The organism is Streptomyces sp. NPDC059695 (assembly GCF_042733785.1).
Classification (GTDB): Bacteria; Actinomycetota; Actinomycetes; order Streptomycetales; family Streptomycetaceae; genus Streptomyces.
Genome location: NZ_JBHWFF010000001.1, coordinates 225,180 through 251,699 on the forward strand (window position 1 = coordinate 225,180; position 26,520 = coordinate 251,699).

Below are 26,520 nucleotides of genomic sequence, written 5' to 3' on the forward strand. Positions count from 1 at the left end.
CGCCCCCCCCCCCCCCCCCGCCCGCCCCCGCCCCCCCCCCCGCGCCCCCCCCCCCGCCGCCCCCCCCCGGCTCGCCCCGGCCCGGGCGGACGGACTCGTCCCTGCTGTCGCTCGGCAGTACCGGACCCGACGTCGTGGACCTCCAGCTCCGGCTCCAGCAGCTGTACCTGTACCTCGGATCGGCCGACGGCCTGTTCAGCGGTTCCGTGGAGGTGGCCCTCACCCGGTTCCAGAAGGCCCGTGACATCCCGGAGCAGCCGGGCGTCTTCGGCCCCCTGACCCGCGCGGCCCTGTACGCCGAGACCCACCGGCCCGACCGGGGCGGCCGCCACGACCGGGGCTCCCGGCCGGACCCGGACGACTGGGACGACTGGTAAACCCCGCAGCCAACCAGAGCCCTCATACGTGTACTTGACGACATGTCACCATGACTCCGCGCGTAGACTCACGCCATGGCATGCCGCATCACTGAACTGATCCTCGACTGCGCCGACCCCGAACGGCTCGCCGCGTTCTGGAGCGAGGTCCTCGGATACGTCGAGATCGGCCGGGAGGACGACGGCGGCATCCAGATCGGGCCGCCCGGCGCCGACTTCGGCGGACCGCAGCCCACCCTCCTCCTCAGCCCCAGCGGCGACCCCCGGCGCGGGAAGCTGCCCCTGCACATCGACGTCAACCCCACCGACCGCGACCAGGAGGCCGAACTGGCGCGCCTGCTCGCCCTCGGCGCCGAACCGGCCGACATCGGCCAGGGCGACTCCGTGAGCTGGCACGTCCTGACCGATCCCGAGGGCAACGAGTTCTACCTGCTGCGGACCCGCATCCAGCCCCTCTGACCGTCCCCGCACCACCGTCCCCGCTTCCCAGGGGCGGGAGGGCCCACGACGGCCGTCCCGACTCCACCCGGCCGGCAGACACGCGGCCTGGGCCGAAGCGCAGCCCGGAAAGTATGATCAAGCGATGTCTGACATGACTGAGACCTCACCCGGCTGGCTGTCCTCGGACGAACTGGGCACGGCCAGGTCCCGGATGCCGATCCTGTACGTCGAGGCCGTCCCCGTGCGCGTGGACGACAGCGGCGAAGTCACCAGCATCGGACTGCTCCTGCGGATCGGCGCGGAGGGAACGATCAGCCGCACCCTGGTGTCCGGCCGCGTCATGCACCACGAGCGGGTCCGTGACGCGCTGCTGCGCCACCTGGAGAAGGACCTCGGACCGGTCGCCCTCCCCCGCGTCCCCGCCTCCCTCCAGCCCTTCACCGTCGCCGAGTACTTCCCCACGGCCGGCATCACCCCCTTCCACGACCCGCGCCAGCACGCCGTGTCCCTCGCCTACGTCGTCCCGGTCACCGGCGACTGCCGTCCGCGGCAGGACGCCCTCGACCTGGTCTGGTTCAGCCCGCAGGAGGCCGCCTCCCCCGCCGTGCAGAACGAGATGCCCGGCGGCCAGGGACATCTCCTCAAGCAGGCCCTCGCCCACGTCGGGCACGCCTACTGACCGCCCGCTCCCCCGCACGGCGCCCCGGCGGCGCGCTTGACCTTGACACCGTGACAAGGTCTTCACTGTCGCCGAGGAGGTGGTCCCCATGACCATGGCGAACGAGGAGACGAACGTGGTGCGAGCCCTGCGGGGGCTGACGAGCGACAGCTCGTCGGTGCGCCTGCGGGCCGCGCTGGCGGTCGGCACGGCCCCCGACCCCCGGTGCGTCGACGAGCTCGTCGGGCGCTGCGCGGTCGAGCCCGACTTCCAGGTCCGCGAGATGCTCACCTGGGCGCTCACGCGTCACGCGTCGGCACTGACGCTCCCCCCGCTCCTCGGCGAGCTCCGCTCGGCGCACGCCCAGGCACGGAGCCAGGCCCTGCACACCCTGTCCAAGATCGGGGACCCGCTGGCCTGGCCCGCGATCACGGCGGAGCTCATCACCGACGCCGACGACGACGTGGCACGGAGCGCCTGGCGCGCGGCGGTGGTCCTCGTACCCGAGGGCGAGGAGTCCGCCCTGGCCGGAGTCCTGGCCACCCAGCTCGGCCGGGGCGGGCGCGAGACCCGGCTGAGCCTCAGCCGGGCGCTGATCGCGCTCGGCGACGCGATGACGGCGGCCGTGGGCGCCGCGACGACGGACCCCCGGCCCGGCGTGCGCCGGCACGCGATCGCCACGGAGAAGCTCTCCCGCGATCCGGACGCCGGATTCGACTTCGCCCTGGAGGAGGCGAAGCGGATCGTGGCCCTCGGTCCAGGGGGCCAGGAGGAATGACGACCCTCGTCGACCGACCCGGAGGAGCGACGACTCGCGTCGACCCACCCGGTGGAATGACGATCCGTGTTCATCGGCCCGGAGGTGTGACGATCCGTGTTGATCGGTGAGGTGGCGCGGCACTCGGGGGTCAGTGCCCGCATGCTCCGGCACTACGAGTCGCTGGGCCTGGTGCGGCCGACGGTGCGCACCGGGGCGGGCTACCGGGAGTACGCGGAGGAGGACATCCGGCGCATCTTCCACATCGAGAGCCTGCGGTCCCTCGGCCTCTCGCTGCGCGAGGTCGGGCGGGCGCTCGACGAGCCCGGCTTCGCCGCCTCGGAGCTCGTCGACGATCTCATCCGGCAGACCCGCGAGCGCATCGCCGCCGAGACCGAGCTGCTCACCCGGCTGCGCCGGATCGGTTCGGCCGAACCGGCCGGCTGGCGGGACGTCCTCCAGATCGTCGCCCTCCTCCAGGCGCTGGGGTCGCAGAGCCCCGAGACGCGCCAGCGCGCGGCCCTGTCCTCGGCCGACGAGGCTCCGGTGCCGGTGGAGGCACTCGTCGAGGCGGTGCTGAGCGAGACGGATCCGAGTGTCGCGGGAGCGCTCCGCTGGGCGCTGGCCCGGTCGGGCGCCGCCCCGCTCCCGCTGCTCGCGCACGGCCTGGGCTCACCGGTGGCCGAGGTGCGGAAGCGGGCGGTCCGGTCGGTCGCCGAGATCCCGGGCGACGAGGCGACCGCCCTGCTGCGCGAGGCCGTCGCGGCCCCGGACGTCGTGGTCCGCCGCTACGCCGCCCTGGAGCTCGGGGCGCGCGGCGTGGCCGACGGGGTCCCCACGCTCATCGACATGATCGTCGAGGAGGTGAACGACGTCGACGCGGCGGACGCGCTCAGCACGCTGGCGAGCCGCCCCGCGCTCGCGGACCGGATCACCGGCCTGCTGGTCGACCGGCTCGCCGGTGCCACGACACGAGCGGCGGCGCGCCGACGTCTGGCGCAGGCCCTCGCGGACATCCCGGGAGCCATGGCGTCCCGCGCGCTCACGGAGCTGTCCCACGACGGGGACCGCGCGGTCGCGCTGACCGCCGCGTACATCCTCGGGATACGCGAAGCGCGCTGACGGGCCCGGGGCGACCCGCTACGGGCGGGTGTAGCGGCGGATGCGGTAGCGCAGGCCGGTCGTGGAGTCCCGCCAGCCGGAGTCCTCGGCGATGTGCCAGTCGGCGCCGACGGCCGGGGCGTACGTGTCGCCCGCCACCTCGGTGTCGACCTCCGTCACCGAGAGGGTCGTGGCGCGGGGCAGCGCGGCGCGGTAGATCTCGCCGCCGCCCATCACCCAGGCGACCGCGCCGCCCTGCTCCGGCGACCCGGCGGCCAGGTCGAGCGCCGCGTCGATGGAGCCCGCGCGCTCCGCTCCCTCGGCCGCCCACCCGGCGTCCCGGGTGACCACGATGTTGCGCCGGCCCGTGAGGGGACGGAAGCGCGGGGGCAGCGAGTCCCAGGTCCTGCGGCCCATGATCACGGGGTGGCCGAGGGTGGTCGCCTTGAAGTGCGCCATGTCCTCGGGGAGGCGCCACGGGATGGTGTTGCCCGCGCCGATCACGCCGTCGGGGGTCTGCGCCCAGATGAGCCCGACGCTCGCACCGGTGCTCATACGGCGACCGGGGCCTTGATGGCCGGGTGGTGCTCGTATCCCACGACCTCGACGTCGGCGTAGGCGTAGTCGAACAGCGAGTCGGCCTTGTGCAGCTTCAGCTCGGGGAAGCGGTACGGGGTGCGGGAGAGCTGCTCGGTCACCTGCTCCACGTGGTTGTCGTAGATGTGGCAGTCGCCGCCGGTCCAGATGAAGTCACCGGGCTCCAGTCCGACCTGCTGCGCCACCATGTGGGTGAGCAGGGCGTAGCTGGCGATGTTGAACGGGACGCCGAGGAACAGGTCCGCGCTGCGCTGGTAGAGCTGGCAGGAGAGCCTGCCGTCGGCGACGTAGAACTGGAAGAAGGCGTGGCAGGGGGCGAGCGCCATCCGCTCCAGCTCGGCGACGTTCCAGGCGGACACGATCATGCGACGCGAGTCCGGGTCGCGGCGCAGCGTGTCGAGGACCTCGGTGATCTGGTCGATGTGCCGGCCGTCGGGCGTGGGCCAGGAGCGCCACTGCACGCCGTAGACCGGGCCGAGCTCGCCCTGCTCGTCGGCCCACTCGTCCCAGATGCTGACGCCGTTCTCCTGGAGCCAGCCCACGTTGGAGTCGCCGCGGAGGAACCACAGGAGCTCGTACACGATGGACTTGAGGTGCACCTTCTTGGTGGTGACCAGCGGGAACCCCTGTGAGAGGTCGTAGCGGAGCTGGTGCCCGAAGACACTCCGGGTGCCTGTGCCCGTCCGGTCGGCCTTCGCCGTCCCCTGGGTGAGCACCATCTTCAAAAGGTCTTCGTACTGGGTATCCGCCACGGTCGCCGAGTCTACCCTCGCGGCCGCCGACGGGTGCCCTGCCCGCTGGTCACAGGGGTGCGGGGCGTCTCGTCGGCGTCGCCCCGGCGCCGGGAGGGCCCGCAGGCCGGGCCGGGCCCGCAGCGCGCGACAGGCGTCGGCGCAGGCCGTTGAATGGAGGGATGAGCACCGTGCGATGGCTTGCCGCCGCAGGACTGGCGGCGCTGGTCGGAGCCGCGGCACCCGGACCCACGCCGCCTCCCGCCCAGCCGCCGCCCCAGCTCGACGACGCGGACGTGCAGCGCGCCGTCGACCGGCTCGACGGCGTGGTCGAGCAGGCGATGAAACGGACCGGGGTGCCGGGCGTCGCCGTGGCCGTGGTGCACGACGGCAAGGTGATCCACCTCAAGGGGTACGGCGTGCGGAAGGCGGGCGAGAGCGCCGCCGTCGACGCCGACACCGTCTTCCAGCTCGCCTCCGTGTCGAAGCCGATCGCCTCGACCGTCGTCGCCGGAGCCGTCGGCACGGAGGGCTGGACGCGTCCGGTGGCCCCGAACCTGCCGGACTTCGCCCTCAAGGATCCGTGGGTCACCTCCCACGTGACGGTCGCCGACCTGTTCTCGCACCGCAGTGGCCTGCCGGACCACGCGGGGGACCTGCTGGAGGACCTCGGATACGACCGCGCGTACATCCTGTCGCACCTGCGGTACGAGCCCCTCGCCCCCTTCCGCGCGAGCTACGCGTACACCAACTTCGGTCTGACGGCCGCCGCCCAGGCGGTCGCCGACGAGAAGGGGGTGCCCTGGGAGAAGCTCGCGGCGGACACGCTGTACCGGCCGGCCGGCATGAACTCGACCAGTTCGCGCTTCGAGGACTACGCGAAGGCCTCCGACCGGGCCTGGGGGCACGTCGAGGTCGACGGCTCCTGGAAGGCCGCGTTCGTCCGTGACCCCGACGCCCAGTCCCCCGCCGGCGGCGTCAGCTCCAGCGCCCGTGACATGGCGACGTGGCTGAAGCTGCAGCTCGGTGACGGCACCCTCGACGGCCGGCGGATCGTGGCCGCCGACGCCCTGGAGCGCACGCACTGGCCCGAGTCGGTCGCGAGTCCGCCCCACGCCCCGGCCGGGCGGACCGGTTTCTACGGCCTCGGCTGGAACGTGAGTTACGACGACGAGGGCCGGCTGAGGCTCTCGCACACGGGCGCGTTCGCGGAGGGCGCGCACACGAACGTGACGATGCTGCCCGGCGAACAGCTCGGCATCGTCGTGCTGACCAACACCGCTCCGGTCGGCGTGGCCGACGCCGTCGCACTGGACTTCTTCGACATCGCGCAGACCGGGAAGATCAGCCGCGACTGGATCCCCCTCGTGGACGCGCTGTACCAGCAGCAGGCGGACGAGGGCCGGTCGAAGACGGACTACGCCCACCCGCCGTCCGGCGCGACGCCCGCGCGGCCGGCCGACGCGTACGCGGGCACGTACGAGAGCGACTACTACGGGCGCGCGAAGGTCGTCGCCGGCGCGGACGGCGCCCTGACGCTCCAGCTGGGGCCGAAGCCGCAGTCGTACCGGCTCACGCACTACGACGGCGACACGTTCAGCTTCCCGACGGCCGGCGAGAACGCCGTGGGCCTGACCGGGGTCACGTTCACCCCGGACGGGAAGTCGTTCACGGTGGAGTACCTGAACACGGAGGGCCTGGGCACCTTCACCCGGTCGGGCGGCTCCTGACCTGCGACTCCGGTGTCCACGGCCACGTCGCCCCGCGGCCCGCCTCGATGAGCCCGACCATGCGGAACGCCGCGTCCGTGAGGCCGCCGAAGGTGTGGCGGTGGGGGCCCTGGGGGCTGTGGGCGGGGTGGTATCCCGCCAGGTTCCACGTGTAGACCGGGACGGCGGCGGGGACGGGGTCGGTCGCCCCGGCCCGCTCGTACGCGGCGGTCTGCTCGTCGGTCACGATGAGGACGCGGTCGTGGTCCCGGTAGTGCTTGCGCACCGCCTTCGCCGTGTACGTGCCTCCCATGCTGCGGAAGCGTTTCAGCACTTCGAGGACGGGCTCGTCCCGTGCGAACACCACCGCCGCGCTGCCCCAGCCGAACTCCACGAGATCCGCCTGCTCCGCCCGGACGGCCAGCGCGGTGCCGAACACGGCCGCCGCGTCCGCGCGCGTCAGCCGGGACCGCTCCGAGACCTTGTCCCAGAACATGGAGTCGGACCGGTCCACCAGGATCAGGGTCCGCCCGGGCAGGGCCGGCACGTTGGCGAGGGAGTGGTCCAGGGCCCGCTCCAGGGGGGCCGCCCAGCGCGGCGACGGCGCGTGCCGGTGGGCCGCCAGGTAGCGGAAGGGGAACTGCCGGGCCCCGGCGACCTCCTCGGCGTCCGAGAGGCGCCCGGCGACCCGCGCCGCGACCTCGTCGGAGACCCCCGCCTCGTCGAAGTTCCGCAGGTTCCGCAGGAGGGCCGTCGACCCCATCGCGGGGATCACCGCCTCCCAGACGGCGGCGTCCATCGGACCGTGGAGCCAGCCCGCCAGGGCCTCCCACGTCAGGCCCGCCGCGGCGAGGCGTTCGGAGCCGCCCGGCCCCGTCACCAGAGCCCGCCGCTCGTCCGGCGGCGTCTCCATGAGCGCCCGGTGGGCGGTCAGCAGCCGGTCGGAGGCCGGAGGGACGGCCCGCTCCGGGTGGTGGCGGCGGTCCAGGACGTACCGGAAGAGCGGCCCCTGCCAGGGCTTGTCGGGGTCGGGCGTGGCGTGCACCAGGTTGAGCACGTCGCCGAAGCGGACGTCCCGGGAGGCGGTGTCGTACTTGAGCAGGGCACGGGACGTGTACAGCCTCCGTACGCCGTCGGCAACGCCGCGCTTCACGGGCTGCGGCACGTTCCGCCCGTACGCCGCGATCCAGTGGGCGAGCAGTTCGCCGGGCTCGTCGGCGCGCCGGAGCACGGAGTCGATCACGGACCGGTTGCCGGGGCCGCCGGTCGCCCCGGCACGGAGCCGGGCCCGGACGTACGCGGCGGCGCCCACCAGGGACGCCGTGCGCATGTTGCCCTCGCCGCGGAGCCAGCGCAGCAGACCGGCCGTCCACTCGGGGTCCTGGACGGCGAGTTCGCCGACGAGGCGGACGTACCGCGCGTCGCGCTCCGCCCCGCTCTCGTAGAAGGTCTGCTGGGAGACGAGGTTGCCGGCGGCGAGGAGGAAGAGCTCGTCGCGGGGCTCCCGGACGAAGGCCGGGCCGCCCGCGTGGGTGCGGGGGTACGGCATGCCGGGCGCGGGACGGGGCCGTGGGACCGACGGGGGCATGGAGCGGGCGGTCGCGAGGACCTGTGGGGCCACGAGCATGCCGGACCACATCTTGGAGACGCGCGGGGTGTGACGAGGCAGTGAATCCCCCCGGATTCGAACGAACGAACGCCCCCGGCACCAGGGCCGGTCGGGGCGGGAGAGCGCCCGCGCCTGCCGAGATCCAGGAAGGCGGCGGCGTCACTTGGATTTCGGAAGAAGTAGCCGCAGCCGAGCGCATCGGAGGCGCGGTCGCGACGCCAACGTACAAGACCCGCCTCCGCGCGCACCAGCGATTAACGCGGGTCGGGGCTCCCCGCGCCGCGGCGACAACGCGATCGCGCACAACGCGCGCACGGCGGCCGGCTCGTCCCGCGTGCACGTCCGGAGGGTGGCCTGCGGGTGACCGTGACGCGGATCAGTCCTCCTCCGCCGTCGAGGTGAGGGCCAACCGCTCCAGCAGGCGGGCGAGTTGCGCCTGCTCGTCGCCGTCGAGACCGGCGAGGAGGCGGCGCTGGTTGTCCAGGTGGACGGCGATCAGCTCGTCCGTCAGGGCGACACCCTCGGGGGTGAGGCTGATGAGGCGCCCGCGCGAGTCGGCCTCGTCCACGGTCCTGGCGACGAGGCCGCGGGCTTCGAGCCGGTCGACGCGCTTGGTGATGGCGCCGGTGGTGACGAGGACGGTGCGGCTGAGCTCGCCCGCGGACAGGGCGTAGGGCGCTCCGGCCCTCCTCAGCGCCGCGAGGAGGTCGAAGTCCCCGCTTCCCAGGCCCGCTTCGGCGAAGGGCGGGCGCAGCCGCCGGTCGAGCGCCTGGGTGAGCCGGAAGAGCCGGCCGATGACGAACATCGGCGACGCGTCCAGGTCGGGGCGCTCTCGTTTCCACTGGTCGACGATGGCCGCAATGGCGTCGGGCTGCATCTCTTCACTCTATCTTCCACGGATGATAAATTATCTTCCGTGGAAGATACCAGCGTCCTCGAGGCCACTCCAGGAGCCGTCGCCCCCTCCGTCACCGGCGTTCCCGCGCGCCGCCGTCTCATCGCCTCCAGTCTCGCCACGTCGATCGGCGACGGCATCTACGTGCCGCTGACCATGCTGTTCGTCCACGGGCTCACCGGCCTCTCCCTCACCGCGATCGGCACGGGGCTCACGGTCGCCGGGCTCAGCGCCCTGGCCTTCATGCCCGCCGCGGGCATCCTGATCGACCGGTTCGGCGGCCGCCGCGTGCTCATCGCCGTGCTCGCGCTGCGGGCGGTCGGCTTCGCCGCATACCCGTTCGCCGACTCCTACCCCGCCTTCCTGACGATCGCGCTCGTGGTGGCGGTGGGGATGTGGGCGTCGTCGCCGAGCCAGCAGTCGCTCATCGGCGACCTCGCCCGGGGTGCCGAACGCGACCGGCTCCTGGCCTGGGACCGGAGCCTGCGCAACGCCGGGATGGGCTGCGGCAGCCTCGCCGCCGCCGGCATGCTCGCGTGGAACGGCACCACCGGCTTCGCCGTCGCCGCCGAAGCCCTGGCGGCGGTCTTCGCCGCGGCCGCCGTCCTGGTCGCCCGGATCCCCCCGGTCCGCGGCGTCGCCACGCCCCACGACACGCGCGGCGGTTACCGGCGCGTCCTGGCGGACCGGCCGTACCTCCTCCTCACGACGGCCAACTTCCTCGTCGCCTTCGGCTACACCGCGCAGGCCATGGCCCTGCCGGTCTTCCTCACCCGGGACGTCGGCATGCCCGACGCCCTGGCAGGAACCGTGTTCGCGGTCAACACCGTCCTGGTCGCCGCCCTCGGCGTCCCCGCCGCCCGGCTGACCGCGCGCGCCAGACGGACCCGTAGGGCCGCACTGGGCGCGGCGACGTTCGCCCTCTCGTTCGCCGCGTTCGCCGTCCTCCCGGACCTGGTCCACGGCGCGGACGCCCTCGTCGCCGTCCTGGCGGTCGCCGCGCTCTACACGGCCGGCGAACTCGTGCACTCCGCCCCGGCGCAGAGCCTCTCCGTCCAGGCGGCCCCCGACCACCTGCGGGGCCGCTACCTTTCGGTGTACCAGCTGTCCTGGTCGGTCTGCCGCACCGTCGCCCCGATGCTCCTGGGCTTCCTCCTCGACGCGGGCCCGTGGCACCTGTGGCCGGTCCTGGCCCTCCTCGTCCTGAGCGGCGCGGCGATCCTCCTGTGCGCGGAACGCTCGCTGCCCGCGCACACGAACGGCGGGGTCGCCGGGACGCCGACGAAATGAGGTGGACGCACCGGCCGCCGGTGCTGTTGCCTCGCGTGTGACGGGGAGGTGCAGGTGCGCGACGTACTGCCGGGTCTCGCCGGGAATCCGGCGCTGACCACGGGCCTGTTCGCCCTTCTGGTGGCCGACGGCGACGAGGACGTCCTGTCCGCGCTGGCCGGGCGCGAGGTGCTGACCCCCGCTCAGGTCGTTTCGCTCCTCGCCGTCGGGGACCCGGCGCTCACCTCGTATCTGGTGTGCGGAGGACGGGTTCCGTGGCACGACGTCCCCGAGGACCATCCCGGCCGTGCGCTGCACTCCGTGGTCGGCGGCGTGGCCCCGCCCTCCGTCTGGTGGGAGGCCACCACCGACCCCGACCCCGAGGTCCGGCAGGAGGTGGCGTACGAGCCCGAGGCGCCGCCCGAGGTCCTCGCGGCGCTCGCGCACGACACGGACGCCCGGGTCGTGGCGGCCGCCGCCGGGAACCCGCGCCTCCCGGGCGCGCTGTTCCCCGGACTGGCCCTCCACCCCAGCACCGTCGTACGAGCGGCCGTCGCCGACAACGAGAACGCACCGGCCGCAGTGCTCTCCGCGCTCCTCGCAGACGGCGGCGACCCGGCCCCGACCCGCTGCGGCGCCTGCCACCGCCGCGACACGGCCTGCCCGGACCACACGGCCGGCATCCGGCGGGTCCGGCTGACGGCAGCCGCGCATCCGGCGGTGCCGCCGGAGGGGCTCGTCGCGTTCCTGGACGCTCCCGAGTGGAGGCCGGTCGCGACGTTCGCGGCCCGTACCGACCTGCCGCCCTGGTTCCTCGAACGGCTCGCCGAGCACCCCACCGCCGATGTCCGCGCCACGGTCGCCGCCAACCCTGCCGCCCCCGAACCCCTGGTGCGCGCGCTCGCCTCCGACCCGGATCCGGACGTGCGCCGCGCCGTCGCCGAGAACCCGGCCGTCCCGCTCGACCTGCTCGTCACCGTCGCCACCCGCCAACGCCTGCCCGACGAGCCCGCGCCGCGGATCGCATCCGCCACGGACGCCGAACTGCACGCCCTGGCCAGGAGTCGCGTGGCACAGGTCCGAGCCCTCGTCGCCGCCCGCACGCTCTTGCCCGCCGCGCTCGTCGCACGGCTCCTCGTGGACCCGGACCCCGGCGTGGCCCGGCGGATCTCCGCCCGCCCGGACCTGACCCCCGGGCAGCTCGCCGCCCTGGTGGAGCGGCACGGACCGCCCGTCCTCGGCGCCGTCGCCCGCCACCCCGGCTGCCCCGCCGCGCTGCTGCACCGGGTGGCGACCCATCCCGCCGTCGGGCGCCGCGCCCTGCGCGATGTCGCCCGCCACCCGTCCGCGCGCCCGGAGACGCTCCTCCTGTGCCTGGCGGCGGACGCCCCGGACGTACGGCAGCAGGCGGCCGTCCACCCGGCCCTCCCGGTGCGGGCCCTGGAGTCGCTGCTCGAAGCCCCGGACAGGGAACTCGCCCGCGCGGCCGCGGAGAACCCGGCACTGCCGGAAAGCCTGATGCAGCGGATCGCCGACCGGGCGGGGCTCGTGCGGTGACGGGTGCCTCCGGGGAGGAACCGGCCCGTTGTCGCGTACCGGAGTCGTGCGAGGCCTGCACCCGGGGGACCTTCCTGCGGGACCCCGCCAGCCAGTTGCTGGGCCGACGGCTCGCACGTCAGCCGCAGCGGTACGTGAAGGTGGCCTCGGCCGTGCGTGGTGCGGGGGACGTGAGGACCAGGCGGGCCGTCGCGTGATGCGTGCCCCGGCCCTCGAAGGTCCACAGGAGGTGCAGCCGGGCCTCCTCGCGGCCGCGGGTGACGGTCTCGCGCAGAGGGGCCGAGCGGGTGCCGTCGCTGCGCTCCCAGTGGTACGTGAGGGTGCCCGGCCGGCCGTCGGTGCGGACGACGGCCAGGACGTCCGCCGTGCCGTCGCAGCCGAGCCGGCCTTCGGGGGCGGTGACCGTGACGTCGCGTACCGCGACCCGGGGGCCGTACGCGCGCCAGTCGAGCAGCGCCAGGGCGACGAGGAGGATCAGCGCGGCGGGGACGTACCGGAGCGCCCGGCGGGAGCGGCGCGGACGGGCCGGTGCGGAGCCGGGCAGGGTGCCGTGCCAGATCTGGGCCGCCGTCGGGGTGTTCGCGGCGCGCCGTGCGGCGGCCGCGGTCACCCCCGGGCCGAAGCGCAGGACGTCGCCCTCCACGCGTTCGGGCGTCGGGTCCGGCGTCGGGCCCTCGAACCAGTGGCTGCCGAGTTCCGTGGCGCTGTAGGCGTCGTCGTTCACGTGATCACACACCGCCTGATGAAGATCTGCTGGAGGGAGCCGCCGTTCGGGGCGGCCGGGTCCGTGGTCGCACGTGCTCCCCAGTAGCAGCCGCCGCCCTGGACGAGGTGCGTGAGCGTCACGGTGTAGTGGTCGGCTCCTTCGCGCCTCACGGTCTCCGAGCCGTCCGGCGTGCCCGGCGCGCCCTTCTCGTCGCCGGTGAACCACTCGACGAGCAGCGTCACCGGTCCCGTTCCGTCCGTCGTGATCTCGACGGTGGCCTCGGCCGTGGTCGGCCCGGTCTGACGCAGGCTCGTGACCGACACCGCCGTGACGGCGACCGGTGGCCGGGTCGGCGACGCCGGGGGTGTGGTGGTGGGGGGCGCACTGGTGGGAGGTGGGGTGGTGGGTGGTGTGGTAGTCGTGGGCGGTGTTGTGGGTGCCGTGGTGGGCGGAGGCGTCGGCTCGGTCGTGGACGGTGGGGGCGCGGCGGTCGTCGGGGCCTCGGGGGACGGCTCGGTCGTGGGCGGTGAGCTGCTCGGCGCCTCCGGGGTCGGGGCCGGCGGGCTCGCGCTCCGCGTCGTGTTCGTCGTCGCGAAGGCCTGCGCCGCCTCGTCCGCGTCCGGCTCCGCTCCCCCGGCCCGGGCGGCGAGCGCGAGCAGCAGTGCCAGGAGGAGGGCGGCCGCCCCCGCGGGCAGCCCCTGCGGGAGCCGACGTCGCAGGCGCCGTGCGGGCGGTCGGGGCAGCGTCGTCGTGGCGAGCGCGGTCGTGCCCTGGGCGGTGCCGCCGGAGGAGGGGAAGAGCAGGGGCAGGAGCGCCGCCAGGGCCGCGAGCCGGCCCCGGCCCCGTTCCTCCCAGTCCGGCCCGTACGCGGCGGTGGCGGCCGACTCCAGTTCGCCGACGAACGCCTCGGCGTTCTCGGGACGTTCGCCCGGGGCCTTGGCGAGGCCGCGCCGGATCAGCGGTCGCAGTGGCTCCGGTGCCTCCGCGTCGGGCACGGGTGCCTCCAGGTGCTGGAGGGCGAGTTCGGCGAAGTTGTCGCCCGCGAAGGGCTTGCGGCCCGTCAGGCACTCGAAGAACGTCGCGGTCGCCGCGTACACGTCGGCGGCCGGGGAGGCGGGAGCGCCGTTCCACTGCTCGGGCGCCATGTAGGCGGGCGTACCGGCGATGCCGGGGCGGCTGTCCCGTCCGGCCGCGATCCCGAAGTCGACCAGCTTGGAGGAGCCGTCGGCGGCGACGAGGACGTTCTCGGGCTTGTAGTCGCGGTGGACGACACCCGCCCGGTGGGCGGCGGCCAGGCCGAGGAGCGAGCCCTTGAGGACCGCGAGGGCCGCCTCGGGGCCGGTCGCGCCCTCCCGGGCGAGGAGGGCGCGCAACGCGACGCCGTCCACCAGCTCCATCACGATCGCCGCGCCCCGGGGCGCCTCGACGTACTCGTAGAGCCCCACGACGTAGGGCGTGTCGAGGGCGCCGAGGAGCCGGGCTTCGGAGCGGAATCCACGGACGAACGTCTCGTCCGAGCGGAGCCGCTCGCTCAGGTACTTCACGGCCACGGGTACGCCGGTCGCGTCGTGGGTGGCCAGCGCCACCCGTCCGCTGCCGCCCGCTCCCAGTTCCCGGGACTCCGTGTATCCCGGGACGACCCATGCGTTCATCGCCGTTCCCCCCTAGGCGCCGCGGCGGCCTTCCCCCACAGGGACAGATTCCCGCCACGGCCGGTTCCACGCGGAAGGGGGACGGCGCTCCCTCGTGCGGAAAGGGGAACGGCCCCCCACCCGTGGTGGAGGGCCGTCCGGTGCGCGGTGCGGTTACGGCGTCACCTTCAGCAGCTTGTTCGCCGTGCCGGAGGAGGCGTTCTTGATGGCGTCCGGGGTGGCCGCCCCCGTCAGCGCGTCGGCCGTCTCCGCGGGCGTCGCGGCGGGGTGGCCCGCCAGGTAGAGGGCCGCGGCACCGGTCACGTGGGGCGTGGCCATGGACGTGCCGGAGATCGTCTTGACGCCGGTGTCGCTGTCGTTCCAGTCCGACGTGATGTCCGAGCCCGGGGCGTACAGGTCGACCACCGCACCGAAGTTGGAGAAGTCCGACTGCTCGTCGTCCTTGGTGCTGGACGCCACCGTGAGGGCCTCGGGCACCCGGGACGGCGAGCCCTGCCCGGCGTCGGAGGACTCGTTGCCGGCGGCGACCGCGAAGGTCACGCCGGAGGCGATGGCGCGCTGGACCGCCGCGTCGAGCGCCTCGTCGGCGCCGCCGCCGAGGCTCATGTTCGCGACGGAGGGGCCGGAGTGGTTCTTCGTCACCCAGTCGATGCCCGCGACGACCTGTTCGGTGGTGCCGGACCCGTTGTCGTCGAGCACCCGCACGGCGACGATCTTGGCCTTCTTGGCGACGCCGTGGGCGGTGCCGGCGATGGTGCCGGCCACGTGCGTGCCGTGGCCGTTGCCGTCGTCGGCCGAGTCGTCGTTGTCCACGGCGTCGAAACCGTGGGCGGCGCGGCCGCCGAAGTCCTGGTGGGTGATCCGTACGCCGGTGTCGATGACGTACGCGGTGACTCCCTCTCCCCCGCCGTCGGGATAGGTGTACTTGTCGTCGGCGGCCGTCTCGGTCTGGTCGATCCGGTCCAGACCCCAGGACGGAGGCTTCTCCTGGGTCTCGTTGATGCTGAAGCGCTTGTTCTGGACGACCGTGCCGACGGAGGGGTCGGCGGCGAGCCGCTTGGCCTCCTGGACGGTCAGGCCCGATGCCGAGAAGCCGTTGACCTTCGAGCCGTACGAGCGCTGGAGCGTGCCGCCGTACTTCTTCGCGAGCTCCGCCTTGTTCGCGGATGCGTCGAGGATGACGACGAAGCTGCCGTCGACGGCGCCCGGGGCGCCGAGTCCGAACACGGTGCCCTCGGCCGGGGTGGCCGCCCCGGCGATGTTGCCCGCGAGCAGTGCCGCCGCTGCGGCGCCCGCCACACCTGTGGCTATGGCCGCGTTGCGAAGTCCTCGGGATCGCTTGTGAGTTGCCATGAAAAGGGATCTCTCCTCGTGTTGACGTGTGGGGCGTCAAACGTTCGAGAGAAACCCTGTGCGGGTTGGCAGGAGCAAATCAAGTGCGAACCAGGGGTAAGGCGTTATTCAGCAAGGTTTCTTAATAAGCCCTCCGCATCCCCTTCACGTCGGTCACGCCGTGCGGCGAACTCCTCCGTGAAATGCGCACGTTCACGGGCGGTCGTCGCACCGGGCGTCCAGCCGGGTGCGCAGCAGGGTGTTGAGGCGGGCGGCCTGACGGGTCAGGTGGTCGCGTTCCGGGACGTCCGTCGCCTTCGTCGCCGCCTCGGCGTACAGGTGCGCCGCCGTCGCGAGGTCGCCGGCGCGTTCGTGGAGGTACGCCGCGGCGGCCGTGTACCGGGGCAGGGAGCCGTCCAGCTCCGCGAGCGCCGCCAGCCCGGCGCGCGGCCCGTCGGCCTCGCCGACCGCGACCGCGCGGTTGAGGCGGACGACCGGACTGTCCGTCAGGCGCGTGAGCTCGTCGTACCACTCGACGATCTGCACCCAGTCGGTCTCCGCGGCCGTGGGCGCGTCGGCGTGCAGCGCCGCGACGGCGGCCTGTGCCTGGAACTCGCCGAGGCGGTCGCGGGCCAGGGCCGCCTGCAGGATCTCGACGCCCTCGGCGATCGCCCCGGTGTCCCAGCGCCCCCGGTCCTGCTCGGCGAGCGGCACCAGAGTGCCGTCGGGCGCGGTCCGGGCGGCGCGCCGGGCGTGGTGGAGCAGCATCAGGGCGAGGAGTCCCGCCACCTCCGGGTGGTCGATCGCCGCCGCGAGCTGCCGGGTGAGCCGGATGGCCTCGGCGGCGAGGTCGACGTCGCCGGAGTAACCCTCGTTGAAGACCAGGTAGAGGACGCGCAGGACGGTCGCGACGTCGCCGGGGCGGTCGAGGCGCGCGCCGGAGACGGTGCGCTTGGCCCGGCTGATGCGCTGCGCCATGGTCGCCTCGGGCACCAGATAGGCCTGGGCGATCTGGCGGGTGGTCAGCCCGCCGACCGCGCGCAGGGTGAGCGCGACGGCCGACGACGGCGTCAGCGAGGGGTGGGCGCACAGGAAGTACAGTTGGAGCGAGTCGTCGGCCCCGGACGCGGGCCCGGGCGCCGGTTCCTCGTCGACGAGGTCCTCGCGCCGGCGGCGGGCCGTGTCGGCCCGGGCCGCGTCCAGGAACCTGCGCCAGGCCACGGTGACCAGCCAGCCCTTCGCGTCCCGGGGCGGGTCGTCCGGCCAGACACGGACCGCCTCGACCAGGGCGTCCTGGACGGCGTCCTCGGCCGCCGCGAAGTCGGCTCCGCGGCGGACGAGGACGGCGAGGACGCCCGGGGTGAGGCTCCGGAGCAGGGCCTCGTCCATGGGAACGGTCACTCCGTGACCGTGGGGTGCGCGCTCAGGAACGGGCGCAGCTCCAGCCACTCGTGGATCGGCTTCCCTCCGGCGCCGGGGGCGGCCGACAGTTCCCCGGCCAGTTCGACGGCGCGCTCGTAGTCGTCGACGTCGATCACCATCCAGCCGGCGATGAGGTCCTTGGTCTCGGCGAAGGGACCGTCGGTGACCGGCGGGCGGCCCTCGCCGTCGTAGCGGACCCAGGTCCCCTCCGGGGCCAGCGCCTGGCCGTCCACGAACTCGCCGGTCTTCTCCAGGCGGGCCGCGAAGTCGTTCATGTACGCCACGTGAGCCGTGATCTCCTCGGGCGTCCACCGGTCCATCGGAACGTCGTTCGCCGGAGCCGGGGCGCCGCGGTAGTGCTTCAGCAGCAGGTACTTCGCCATGGTCTTCTCCTCGGTGCTGGTGCGGCCCATTCTGGTCGCTCTCACACCGGGGACGGAGCAGGCCACGGCTTCTCGACATCACCGGCGGACTTTTTTCCGGCGTCTTCCCGGCCCCGCCCGGTCAGGGGGTCGTGGGCCTCCCCAGATACCAGACGGGTCCGGGGTCGTCGACCGTCAGGAGCCGGAACCCCAGGCGGTCGTAGAACGCCCGGGCCGGGGTGTTCGCCCGGGCCATGCAGAGGTGCACGGCCGGGACGCCGTGCCGCAGCAGGGCCTCCAGGAGGGTCCCGACGAGGGCGCGGCCGTACCCGCGGCCCTGCCAGGCGGGCAGCAGGTCGATGTGGAGGTGCGCGGGGAAGGCGGTCAGCTCCTCGCGGACCATCCGCTCGGGCGTGTGCAGCAGTCCGCTCATCTCGTCGGCCGGCGTGCGGGCCGGTCCGGCGGGTGCCGGGTAGCGGTCCGTCACCCGGGGCAGCCATTCGGCGCGGAACCTTCCTGCGAAGGCGGCCGTGTCGGGAACGCCCAGGACGTAGCCGACGGCCCGGCCGGAGCCGTCGTCCAGGACGAAGGCGAAGCCGGGTTCGAACTCGACGTACGGGTAGGCGAAGATCGCCGGCAGCAGCTCCGGGTCGGGGTACAGGAGCGACGCGTCCCCGCCCTGGTGCGCCGTCCTGACGCAGATGTCGCCGAGCGCGGCGCGGTCCGAGGGGCGGTAGGGGCGGATGAACGGGTCGGATACGGGTTCGGGTGCGGTCGTCACCCGGTGCACCCTGCCATTCTGGGAGCGCTCCCGCAGGGAATTTCACCGGCCCGCGGGACCGGTGGGACGGTGGCGCACCGAGTCAGGGGTTGAAGTTGCCGTTGCGGCAGCTTCTACCGTCCTGGACAGGGCCGGAGAGACCGGCCCGGAACGCCCTCGTGGGGAGGCGGCGATGGAGTGGCCGATCGCGGAGGTCGCCCGGATGTCGGGCGTGACCGCCCGGACCCTGCGGCACTACGACGAGATCGGTCTGCTGCCGCCGGCCCGGATCGGCGCCAGTGGCCACCGCCACTACGGGGAGCAGCAGCTCCTGCGCCTGCAGCAGATCCTCGTACTGCGGGCGCTGGACGTGGCGCTGCCCGAGATCGGGCGCATCCTGTCCGAGCAGGTCGACGAGGTGGAGGCCCTGCGCGGCCACCACCGGCGGGTCCTCGCCGAACGGGACCGGCTCGACGCCCTGGCCCGTACCGTGTCCCGCACGATCAGCGTACTGGAACAGTCCGGGAAGGACGGCACATCCATGAACGCGATCAACCGACCGGAGAACCTGTTCGAAGGCGTCCTGCCCGCCGCCTACGAGGAGAGCCTGCGCGACTTCCCCGATCACGTCGAGGCGGTCGCGCGCAGGGTGGGCACGATGACCCCGGAGGACGTCGGGGCCGGGCAGCGCGAGCGCACGGCGCGCATGGTCCGGTTGGCCGAACTGATGGCCGACGGTCTGCCCGCCGACGCCGCACCCGTCCAGGCCGAGACGGACGTCCAGTACCGGGCCCTCGCGGAGCTGCGCACCGTCTCCGTCGAGGAGTACCGCGCCTTCGGCCGCTCGTGCGTGGACAACGAGCAGTGGCGCGCGGCGTACGAGTCGATCGCCCCGGGCCTCGCCGCGTACCAGCGGGACGCCATCGAGGCGTACGCCGCTGCGACGGCCGGCTGAACGGGAGCCGGGCGGGTCCGCCGCCGAGGGGTCGTCCCGTCGGCGGCGGCCCTTCCCTCCGGGGCTCGCCGGCGCCCGCCACCCGTGGGGTCACCGCTGGGCCAGGCGCGCCGCCTCCGAGGGGGTCCGCGCTCCGTCGCGCGGTGCGGGGACCGCGAGGTGCGGTGCCGCCGGCGCGGCCGGGGCGCACGCGGCGAGGAGGAGACGCAGGGCCCGGCGGGCCTCCGGGGCCTCGACCCGGGCGTCCAGGTCCGCGAGGGCGCGCCGGGCCCGGTACCGGGCCCGGCCGGTGCGTCCGGCGCGGTGGTCGGCGAAGGCGCGGGCGTACTGGGCCAGCGCCGCGGCCCAGGCGTCGTTCGCGCAGCTCGGCTGGGCGAGTGCCCGGTCGGCGGTGCGGGCCGCGGCCTCGGGGACGCGGTGGGCCTGGACCACGGCCAGGGCGGCCAGGCTCACGGCGGGCGAAGGCCCTCCGGGGGCGCCGCTCGGCGTGGTGTCCGCCGCCTGCCGGTAGTGCGCGGCGGCCGATTCGGGGTCCCGGCGCTGCCACGCGAGGGTTCCGTGCACATGGGCGATGCGGCCGAGGAGGGCGTCGTCGCCGGCGAGCACGGCCGCCGGCCAGGCGAGGGAGAGCAGGCGGTGCGCCGTGCGCGGGTCCCGGGCCGCGCCGAGCCAGGCCGCGAGCCATCGGCCCCGTGCGACGAGCGGGCTGTCGGCGGCGACCCGGGAGAGCAGGAGCCGCAGGTGGTCGGCGCCTTCACGGGCGTGGTCGTGGACCGCCCACCAGAACCAGAGGTGGAGCACCGCCTCCAGCGCCGTCTCGGCGTGGCCGGTGCCGTCCTCGGCGCGCTGCACGAGCGCCGCCAGGTCCTCGTGCATGTCCCGGACGGTCTGGAGCGCCTGGCGCTGGAGGCCGGTGTGCCACAGGGTCTCGGCGACGCCCGCCACGCCCCGGAGGTGGAGGGCGTGCCGGTCCCGCGTCGCGGGCCGTTCGCCCGCCGCCGCGAGCCGCTCCGTGCCGTAGTCGCGGGCGGCCCGGGCCATCCGGTAGCGCAGGGGGCGGACCCCGCCGGCGTCCCCGAGGACCTGGAGCACGCCCGTCGCGCCGAGCGTCGCGAGGGCCGGGGGAACCTCGTGCGGCGCGACGTCGGGGGCGGAGCACACGACCACCGCGGCCGCCTCGGTGAAGGGGCCCGTGAAGACGCTGAGCCTGCGCCAGACCCTGCGCTGTGCCGGGTCGCACAGGGCGTGGACGGCCCCGATGGCGGCGCGGAGCGTGCGGTGCCGCAGCAGGAGCGGGGCGGGGTCGGCCAGCCTGCACTGGCCGCCCGCGAGGTGGTCGGCGAGCTGGTCCGTCGTCCACTCCCCCAGTCGGCCCGCGGCGAGTTCGAGGGCCAGGGGAACTCCTTCGAGGAGGCGGCACACCCGGGCCACGGCGGCGGTGTCCGGGTCCTCGCGCCACCCGCGTTCCCGGGCGCGGGAGACGAGGAGCTCGGCCGCGGGGGACGGGCCGGCCCGGCCCGGCGCCGCCTCCACGGGCAGGGGAGCCAGTCTGATCACGTCCTCGTCCCCGAGGCCCAGCGGCCGCCGCGAGGTCACCAGGATCCGCACGCCCTGCCGGGCCGTCAGAAGCGTCTGGACGAGGCCGATGCACTCCGTGTGGACGGGGTCGACGTCGTCCAGCAGGAGCAGCACGTCACCGGCGGGCGCGGTACGGGGCGGGAGGGCGGCGTCCGGGACGCCGGCCCCGGTCAGGGCCCGCTCGACCCGTGCCGTCAACGCGCGGCGTCCCACCGGGATCCCGTCGTGCCACCGCACCCGGACGACGGTCCGCCAGCTGCTGTCCAGGGGCGAGGTGACCGCGGCGAGGGCCAGGCGGCTCTTCCCCGTCCCGGCCGCGCCGGTGACGGTGACCAGCCGGTGCCCCGACACGGCTCGCCGGAGCCCGGCGAGCTCCGCGTCGCGTCCGACCAGGGGCCGGTCGTCCCGGAAGCCGCCCACGAACCGGGCGTCGTGCCCCACGCCCCGCGTCCACATCTCCGGCATCGCGCACCATCCCGATCGTCGTTCCCGCCGCCGGCCCACCGCGATCGGGAGCCGGCACAGAACCCGCAGGTCCCGGTTGCAGAACCGTCACTGCACCGGGCGTCACGGCAATACCAACGCGTTCCCCCGCCCACGGGTGGCGCGGACCGCGGACGAACCACCCGCCGCGACGAACGGCAGAACGCGTGACCGACAGGAGGCCCCCGCCCTCCGGCTCACCCCTCTCCACCGCCCGCCTATGCCAAAGACCTATGCGGACGTAACGATTCCGTTGGCTGGAATGCGACGGGACACCGATCTGCTTGTCACTTCTGGTAGTTGATGATCAATTCAAGTACTGTTCGATCGCGCCGGGGGCGTCTTGGGGTCGCCCGGGATCAGAACCTGGGGGGCCAGTAGTGTCCAACGCCACCACGCTCGACCTGCCGTTTCCGCCTCGCAGCAATCCGAACCGGGCATTCGCCGCGCAACCCCACCGGGCCTGGCTGCTCCGGAACGACGGCCTCGCCGCCACCATCGCCCTGCCGGCGTACGACAAGTGGGACGTGCCCCGACTCGCCGCGTTCACCAGCCCGGACACCACCGTGGACGACCTCGCCCTCGCCGCGGACCTGCTCGGCTTCTACTTCCTCTTCGACGACCGGTTCGACTCCGGTCTCGGCCGCGCCCCCGCGCAAGTGGCCGAGATGTGCACCCGCCTGACGGGCCTTCTGCACGGCGAGGGGCCCGCCCCCGACGTCCGCACCCCCGTCGAGCGCGCCTTCGCGGACCTCTGGGAGCGCAGCACCCGGGGCATGTCCGCGCGGTGGCGGGCCCGGTCCGCGTACAACTGGGAGTGGTACTTCGCCTGCCACCCCGCCGAGGCCGCAGGCCGGCTCTCGGGCCGCCTCCCCGACCGGGAGAGCTATCTGGCGCTCCGCCGGGGCACGGCGGCCATGGAGACCCTCTTCGACATGGTCGAGCGGCTCAACCACTTCGAGCTGCCGCAGGAGGTGCTGCACTTCCCGGTCTTCCGGCGGCTGCGGCAACTGGCCGCCGACATACCGTCGTTCACCAACGACGTGCACTCCTACGCCCAGGAGCTCGCCCGCGGAGACGTCGCCAACATGGTGATGATCGTCCGCGCGGAACGCGGAGGCAGCCCGGAGCAGGCGGCCGTCCAGGTGATGCGCGAGGCCCAGGCCATGGTCGACCGCTTCGTGGAGCTCTCGTCCGAGGTCCCCGGGATCTGCGACGTCCTCGGGCTCGGTCCGGCCGCCCGCGAGGCGGCCCACCGTTACGTCGACGGTCTCGCCGCCTGGATCTCCGGCTACCACCGCTGGGAGATCGACACGGGCCGCTACGAGCGCTGAGCCGCGTCGGGCCGGCGGTGCCGAACAGCCCGTCGCCCCACCCCGGTCGAGGGAGCTCGCGGCGATGAGGGCGCTCCGCGGAGGACGGGACGCCGGGGGACCCCTCATGGCGCCGCCGGCCCGGACGCGCGCGGCGCGGCGCCCTCCCGCACGAGTCCGGAGTCGATGATGTGTTCGGCGAGGTCACGGGCCGCGGCCGCGGGCTCGCTCTCCGGGCGGGTCGCGCCGACGGCGAGGAGGCCGTCGGCGAGGAGGAGGAGCTGGTCGGCGGCGAACCGGGGCCGCGTGTGGCCGAGCGCGGTGAACTCGTCCGCGAACAGGCCGTGGACGGAGCGCCGGTACGCCCGGGTGACCTCGTGTCCGGGGTGCTCCGGGTCCGTGAGCGCGAGGTCGGCGGCGAGGTAGCGGCAGCCGTGGAAGCCGGGTTCGGCGGCGACGCCGCCGAGCCGTTCTACGACCGCGAGCAGCCGGGCCCGGGGGTCGGTCCCGGCGGCGTCCATGGTGGCGCGGTAGGCCGCGAGGTCCTCGGCGGTGCTGCGGCGCAGTACCTCGGCGATGAGGCCGTCCTTGCCCCCGAAGTGCTCGTACAGCGAACGGCGGGCGACGCCGGCCCCCTTCAGCAGGGCGTCCACGCCGACGCCGACGCCCTGGGCGTAGGTCAACTCCTGGGCGGTGAGCAGGAGTCGCTCGCGGGGGCCGGGCTTCGCGGAAGTGGTCATGCCGCCATTCTGCGGCACTTGACACGGTAGATCAACCGGTCTATCTATATCCCCGGTAGACCGAACGGTCTATCTCTTCCGAGGAGGCGTCATGTCCGTGCGCACCACCGCCGAAGTCATCGACCGTTTCAACCGTGCCTTCACCGAGCGCGAGGCCGGCCTCCTGGCCGATCTGATCGCCGAGGACTGCGTGATGGAGAGCGTCCAGCCCGCACCGCGCGGGGAGCGGGTCTCCGGACGCGAGGCCTGTACGGAGTGGTGGACGGCCCTCGTCGGCGACACCGACGCGCAGTTCACCCCGCAGGAGGTGATCGTGGCGGGCGACCGGGCCACGATCGTGTGGACGTACCGCTTCGGGGAGGGCCCCGACCAGTGGGTGCAGGGCGTCAACGTGATGCGCGTGGCGGAGGGCCGGATCGTCGAGGCGCTCGGCTTCAGCAAGACGGCGGGCGAGGTCCCGCTGGCCTCCGAGTCCGACGACGCGTGACGGCCGGAGCGGGAAGGCACGACACCGCCGCGCAGACGCACGCCCTCGCGGCCGGAACGTTCAGCGAGGCCGCCGGGGCGTCCCCCGCCCCGGCGGCCTTCATCCACCTCGTACGAAGGGCATCACCGATGCGGAGCTACCACCTGTCGCACAGCGGCGCCGGACTGTCCGGTCTCACCGTCCGCGAGCACGACGTCCCCTCCCCCGGCCCGGGACAGGCCCTGGTCGCGGTGCGCGCCACCTCCCTCAGCTTCCGCGAGCTCATGGTGCTCGACGGGACCTACGTCCTGCCGGTGGCGCCGGACGTCGTGCCCGTCTCGGACGGCGCCGGAGAGGTGGTCGCGGTCGGCCCCGGCGTCGACCCGGCACGCGTCGGGGAGCGGGTCGCCGCCACGCTGTTCCCGTCCTGGCAGGACGGCCCGTTCGCTCTCGAACACCTCGCCCAGCGGGGTGGTTCGCTGGACGGCATGCTCACCGAGTTCGCCCTCGTGGACGCGGACTCGGTCGTGACCGTGCCCGCGCACCTGACGTACGCCGAGGCCGCGACCCTCCCCTGTGTGGCGGTCACCGCGTGGAACGCGCTGACCGGCGACGGGTCCGGCGTCCGCGCCGCTGACACCGTCGTCGTGCAGGGCTCCGGCGGCGTCTCCCTCTTCGCGCTCCAGTTCGCCAAGGCGCTCGGCGCCCGCGTGATCGCCACGACCAGCAGCTCCGCCAAGGCCGCCCGCCTGCGGGCGCTCGGCGCGGACGACGTCGTCGACTACACGGCCCGACCCGACTGGGCCGCCGAGGTCCGCGCGCTCACGGACGGCCGGGGCGCCGACCGGATCGTCGACGTCGCCGGGCTCCTCGACGCGTCCGTCCGCGCCGTCGCCCTGGCCGGCACCGTCGCGTGCGTCGGCTTCACGGGCAGGACCGCCACGCCGCTCGACCCGCAGGCCCTGTTCGCCTCCGGTGCCACCCTCCGCAGCGTGGCGGTCGGCAGCCGCGCCCAGTTCACCGCGATGAACGCCTTCATCGAGGCGCGGGGACTCCGGCCCGTCATCGACCGGGTCTTCCCCTTCGACAGGGCCGTCGACGCCTACCGTCACTACGCCGAGGGCGCGCCGTTCGGCAAGGTGGTCATCGACCACGCCTGAGCCCGTCGCGCGTCGCCCCACACCGCTCGGTGCTCACCGCTCCCAGTACTGGGCGAGGGCTCCCTCCTGGTACGGGGCCGGGCTCACGCTCAGTTCACCGGCGAAGGGGCGGTCGAGGACGAAGACCAGCAGCAGGCTGAAGCCGATGAGGGCGGCGACCGAGGCGACGAAGAGCAGCTGGATCCGGAGCTTGCGCATGCCGTAGAGGAAGGTGAGCGGGACGAGGACGAGCGCCCCGCCGAAGGCCAGGGCCTGGAGCAGCGGCGGCAGTTCCTGCTCCGCCATGTTCAGACGGGCGCGGCGCTGGGCGGCGACGTCGTTGAGGTGGGTGACGGCCTCCCGGTAGAAGACCTCTTCGCGCGGGGACTTCGGGTCGTACGCCTGGAGGACCTCGAAGGCGGACCTGAGGTGCGCCTCCGTGGCCCCGTAGCTCGGCTGCCCGGCGCGCATGAGGGGCCACTGGTCCTCGACGACCGCGTGGACGTAGCCGCTGAGGGCCGTGTCGAGGTCGGCGCGGACCGCGGGCGGGAAGGCGGCGGCGTCGCGGGCGATGAGCGCGGCGTCGGTGGCCTCGCTGGCGACGATCGTCTGCGTGCTGTCGAGCTGGGTCCAGAGGGTGACGATGACGAACGCCAGGATGATCCCGTAGATCGCGCCGAACATCCCCAGGGTCACCCCGACCATGTCGTTGTGCTCCCCCCGGGCCAGCGAGGGATACCTGCGGCGCAGCAGCACGCTGCCGGCCACCGCGAGGACGACGGTCCCGCCGACCGAGACCACGGCGAGGGTGAAGGTGCTGAAGTGATTGAGGAGCCAGAGCGACATGTGCGGGGAGTCTAGGTGCGCCCCGAGGCCCCGCTCGCCCCACAGAGGCGATCACGGTGAATGATCACTCGCCCGTGTCGGCGATGGAACACGCGCCCACCCCTGGGGGCGTTCCGCGTGGGTGAGGCGGCGGGATTCGGGATCGGCGGGAGGCTACGGGGCGCGGTCCTGCAGGCCTTCCGCCGTCCGGGCCGCCCGGTCCGCGGCACGGCGCGACCGGGTCAGGGCGCGTTCCGCGGTCGTCAGCGCGGTGGCGGCCCGCGACGCGGTGGCCTCCGCGTCGAGGCGGCCGTGCCGTGCCTCCGCGAGGTCGGTCTCCAGGCGGGCGACCCTCTCGGCCGCCTCCTCCGCCTGCGTCGCCGCCGCCTGCCGCGCCCGATCCGCCGTCTCGAACTCCCGCTCACACCGGGCGACCTCGGCGTCGGCCTCTTCCACGGCCGCCAGCGCCCGCGCGAGGTCCGGGTGCCGGTCCGGCTTCCGTCCGGCCGGTGCGGGACGGGGCGGCGTGGTCTCCGGCGCGACGGCCGGGAAGCCGACGGCGGCCCCGGGCACCTTCACGAGCCGCCCCATCGCCCACTGCTCGGCGACGTCCTGATGGGCGAGGACGCCGTGAAGCGTCTGCTCGATCTCCCGCACCACGGTGTCGCTCACCGGCTGCCCCGCCTCCCCGGCCAGCTCGGCGGCCGTGCGCGCGAGGGCGGCGACGACCCGGTGCTGTTCGCGGCTCGCCGCCCGCAGGCGCTCGGCGTCGAGCGTCCGGTGCGCCTCCCGCAGGGTCTCCCCCAGGGCCAGGAACCGCCGGGCCTCCCGGGGCCGTTCCCGGGCGAGCCGGTTCGCGGCCCACGCGGCCGTGGCCGGCCTGCGCAGCGCGGCGATCGCCTTCGCCGCCGCCGGGTCCTTCGCCCTGCGGGCCTCGGCGACGTACGCGTCCCGGGCCGCGACGAAGTCGGCCGGCCTCAGCCCGTACAGCTCCTCGGTGATCCGCTCGACGTCCACACCGCCACTGTCCCCGGTCGCCCGGTCCGGCGCGCCCGCAGGGACGGGGGCTCGGCCGGATGCCGGGCT

25 protein-coding genes and 1 pseudogene are annotated in these 26,520 nt (G+C 74.4%); 12 read left to right on the plus strand and 14 right to left on the minus strand.

Annotated features, from left to right (window positions below):
• The 5 genes and pseudogenes from ACFV2S_RS01010 to ACFV2S_RS01030 form a co-directional block, all read left to right on the plus strand.
• A pseudogene (locus ACFV2S_RS01010) lies at positions 1-377 on the plus strand (peptidoglycan-binding protein); the annotation flags it as partial.
• 75 nt (positions 378-452) lie between these two features.
• On the plus strand, positions 453-836 hold the full coding sequence (locus tag ACFV2S_RS01015) for a VOC family protein (protein ID WP_385552917.1): 384 nt from the start codon (positions 453-455) through the stop codon (positions 834-836).
• 133 nt (positions 837-969) lie between these two features.
• Positions 970-1,497: an NUDIX hydrolase family protein gene (locus tag ACFV2S_RS01020; RefSeq protein ID WP_383797568.1), complete on the plus strand. Its 528-nt coding sequence runs from the start codon at positions 970-972 to the stop codon at positions 1,495-1,497.
• A gap of 88 nt (positions 1,498-1,585) precedes the next feature.
• Positions 1,586-2,254, plus strand: a complete 669-nt coding sequence (locus ACFV2S_RS01025) for a HEAT repeat domain-containing protein (RefSeq protein WP_385552920.1) — start codon at positions 1,586-1,588, stop codon at positions 2,252-2,254.
• 96 nt (positions 2,255-2,350) lie between these two features.
• A complete protein-coding gene (locus ACFV2S_RS01030) occupies positions 2,351-3,355 on the plus strand; it encodes a MerR family transcriptional regulator (protein ID WP_385552923.1) in 1,005 nt (334 codons plus the stop codon).
• Between the two features lie 18 nt (positions 3,356-3,373).
• Here the strand turns inward: ACFV2S_RS01030 and ACFV2S_RS01035 are convergent, their stop codons facing one another.
• Both ACFV2S_RS01035 and ACFV2S_RS01040 read right to left on the minus strand, forming a co-directional pair.
• Positions 3,374-3,889, minus strand: a complete 516-nt coding sequence (locus ACFV2S_RS01035) for a dihydrofolate reductase (protein WP_385552926.1) — start codon at positions 3,887-3,889, stop codon at positions 3,374-3,376.
• Positions 3,886-4,683: a thymidylate synthase gene (locus ACFV2S_RS01040; protein WP_385552929.1), complete on the minus strand. Its 798-nt coding sequence runs from the start codon at positions 4,681-4,683 to the stop codon at positions 3,886-3,888. Before ACFV2S_RS01040 ends, ACFV2S_RS01035 begins: the two co-directional genes overlap by 4 nt.
• A gap of 161 nt (positions 4,684-4,844) precedes the next feature.
• On the opposite strand from ACFV2S_RS01040, the gene ACFV2S_RS01045 reads away from it, so the two are divergent.
• Complete coding sequence (locus ACFV2S_RS01045; RefSeq protein WP_385552932.1) at positions 4,845-6,392, plus strand: serine hydrolase; 1,548 nt, start codon at positions 4,845-4,847, stop codon at positions 6,390-6,392.
• Here the strand turns inward: ACFV2S_RS01045 and ACFV2S_RS01050 are convergent.
• Both ACFV2S_RS01050 and ACFV2S_RS01055 read right to left on the minus strand, forming a co-directional pair.
• Entirely contained in the window at positions 6,370-7,959 is a 1,590-nt protein-coding gene (locus ACFV2S_RS01050) for a TROVE domain-containing protein (RefSeq protein WP_385553563.1), read from the minus strand. The two genes, ACFV2S_RS01045 and ACFV2S_RS01050, sit on opposite strands and share 23 nt — an antisense overlap.
• Before the next feature lie 397 nt (positions 7,960-8,356).
• A complete protein-coding gene (locus tag ACFV2S_RS01055; protein WP_385552935.1) occupies positions 8,357-8,857 on the minus strand; it encodes a MarR family winged helix-turn-helix transcriptional regulator in 501 nt (166 codons plus the stop codon).
• A gap of 39 nt (positions 8,858-8,896) precedes the next feature.
• Here ACFV2S_RS01055 and ACFV2S_RS01060 point away from each other — a divergent pair, with 39 nt between their 5' ends.
• Together ACFV2S_RS01060 and ACFV2S_RS01065 are read left to right on the plus strand one after the other, a co-directional pair.
• Positions 8,897-10,165: an MFS transporter gene (locus ACFV2S_RS01060; RefSeq protein WP_385552938.1), complete on the plus strand. Its 1,269-nt coding sequence runs from the start codon at positions 8,897-8,899 to the stop codon at positions 10,163-10,165.
• Between the two features lie 54 nt (positions 10,166-10,219).
• Positions 10,220-11,701 (plus strand): hypothetical protein, encoded by a 1,482-nt coding sequence (locus tag ACFV2S_RS01065; RefSeq protein ID WP_385552941.1) that lies wholly within the window; start codon positions 10,220-10,222, stop codon positions 11,699-11,701.
• Positions 11,702-11,819: 118 nt separating this feature from the next.
• On the opposite strand, the gene ACFV2S_RS01070 is transcribed toward ACFV2S_RS01065, so the two are convergent.
• From ACFV2S_RS01070 to ACFV2S_RS01095, 6 genes are all read right to left on the minus strand, one after another.
• Positions 11,820-12,425, minus strand: a complete 606-nt coding sequence (locus tag ACFV2S_RS01070; RefSeq protein WP_385552944.1) for a hypothetical protein — start codon at positions 12,423-12,425, stop codon at positions 11,820-11,822.
• Positions 12,422-14,059: a protein kinase gene (locus ACFV2S_RS01075; RefSeq protein WP_385552947.1), complete on the minus strand. Its 1,638-nt coding sequence runs from the start codon at positions 14,057-14,059 to the stop codon at positions 12,422-12,424. The genes ACFV2S_RS01070 and ACFV2S_RS01075 overlap by 4 nt, the downstream gene beginning before the upstream one ends.
• A 153-nt stretch (positions 14,060-14,212) precedes the next feature.
• A complete protein-coding gene (locus ACFV2S_RS01080; RefSeq protein WP_385552951.1) occupies positions 14,213-15,412 on the minus strand; it encodes a S8 family serine peptidase in 1,200 nt (399 codons plus the stop codon).
• Positions 15,413-15,604: 192 nt separating this feature from the next.
• Positions 15,605-16,780: an RNA polymerase sigma factor gene (locus tag ACFV2S_RS01085; RefSeq protein WP_385553565.1), complete on the minus strand. Its 1,176-nt coding sequence runs from the start codon at positions 16,778-16,780 to the stop codon at positions 15,605-15,607.
• A gap of 8 nt (positions 16,781-16,788) precedes the next feature.
• Positions 16,789-17,196 carry a YciI family protein gene (locus tag ACFV2S_RS01090; protein ID WP_383800832.1) on the minus strand — a complete coding sequence of 136 codons (408 nt, stop codon included), beginning with the start codon at positions 17,194-17,196 and terminating at the stop codon, positions 16,789-16,791.
• A gap of 121 nt (positions 17,197-17,317) precedes the next feature.
• Positions 17,318-17,956: a GNAT family N-acetyltransferase gene (locus ACFV2S_RS01095; protein ID WP_385552954.1), complete on the minus strand. Its 639-nt coding sequence runs from the start codon at positions 17,954-17,956 to the stop codon at positions 17,318-17,320.
• A 172-nt stretch (positions 17,957-18,128) separates the two neighbouring features.
• On the opposite strand from ACFV2S_RS01095, the gene ACFV2S_RS01100 reads away from it, so the two are divergent.
• A complete protein-coding gene (locus ACFV2S_RS01100; protein ID WP_385552957.1) occupies positions 18,129-18,890 on the plus strand; it encodes a MerR family transcriptional regulator in 762 nt (253 codons plus the stop codon).
• 90 nt (positions 18,891-18,980) lie between these two features.
• On the opposite strand, the gene ACFV2S_RS01105 is transcribed toward ACFV2S_RS01100, so the two are convergent.
• Positions 18,981-20,933 carry an ATP-binding protein gene (locus tag ACFV2S_RS01105; RefSeq protein WP_385552960.1) on the minus strand — a complete coding sequence of 651 codons (1,953 nt, stop codon included), beginning with the start codon at positions 20,931-20,933 and terminating at the stop codon, positions 18,981-18,983.
• A 398-nt stretch (positions 20,934-21,331) separates the two neighbouring features.
• Here ACFV2S_RS01105 and ACFV2S_RS01110 point away from each other — a divergent pair, with 398 nt between their 5' ends.
• Positions 21,332-22,285 carry a terpene synthase family protein gene (locus ACFV2S_RS01110; RefSeq protein ID WP_385552963.1) on the plus strand — a complete coding sequence of 318 codons (954 nt, stop codon included), beginning with the start codon at positions 21,332-21,334 and terminating at the stop codon, positions 22,283-22,285.
• A gap of 104 nt (positions 22,286-22,389) precedes the next feature.
• On the opposite strand, the gene ACFV2S_RS01115 is transcribed toward ACFV2S_RS01110, so the two are convergent.
• Complete coding sequence (locus ACFV2S_RS01115; RefSeq protein WP_385552966.1) at positions 22,390-23,004, minus strand: TetR/AcrR family transcriptional regulator; 615 nt, start codon at positions 23,002-23,004, stop codon at positions 22,390-22,392.
• 91 nt (positions 23,005-23,095) lie between these two features.
• Between ACFV2S_RS01115 and ACFV2S_RS01120 the strand changes: the two genes are divergently transcribed.
• Positions 23,096-23,491, plus strand: a complete 396-nt coding sequence (locus tag ACFV2S_RS01120; protein WP_385552969.1) for a nuclear transport factor 2 family protein — start codon at positions 23,096-23,098, stop codon at positions 23,489-23,491.
• Positions 23,488-24,630, plus strand: a complete 1,143-nt coding sequence (locus tag ACFV2S_RS01125) for an NAD(P)-dependent alcohol dehydrogenase (RefSeq protein WP_385552972.1) — start codon at positions 23,488-23,490, stop codon at positions 24,628-24,630. Before ACFV2S_RS01120 ends, ACFV2S_RS01125 begins: the two co-directional genes overlap by 4 nt.
• Before the next feature lie 33 nt (positions 24,631-24,663).
• Here ACFV2S_RS01125 and ACFV2S_RS01130 read toward each other — a convergent pair whose 3' ends face one another.
• Positions 24,664-25,455, minus strand: coding sequence for a hypothetical protein (locus tag ACFV2S_RS01130; RefSeq protein WP_385552975.1), 792 nt, complete (start codon positions 25,453-25,455; stop codon positions 24,664-24,666).
• Positions 25,456-25,608: 153 nt separating this feature from the next.
• On the minus strand, positions 25,609-26,451 hold the full coding sequence (locus ACFV2S_RS01135) for a hypothetical protein (RefSeq protein ID WP_385552978.1): 843 nt from the start codon (positions 26,449-26,451) through the stop codon (positions 25,609-25,611).
• Positions 26,452-26,520 lie beyond the last annotated feature (69 nt).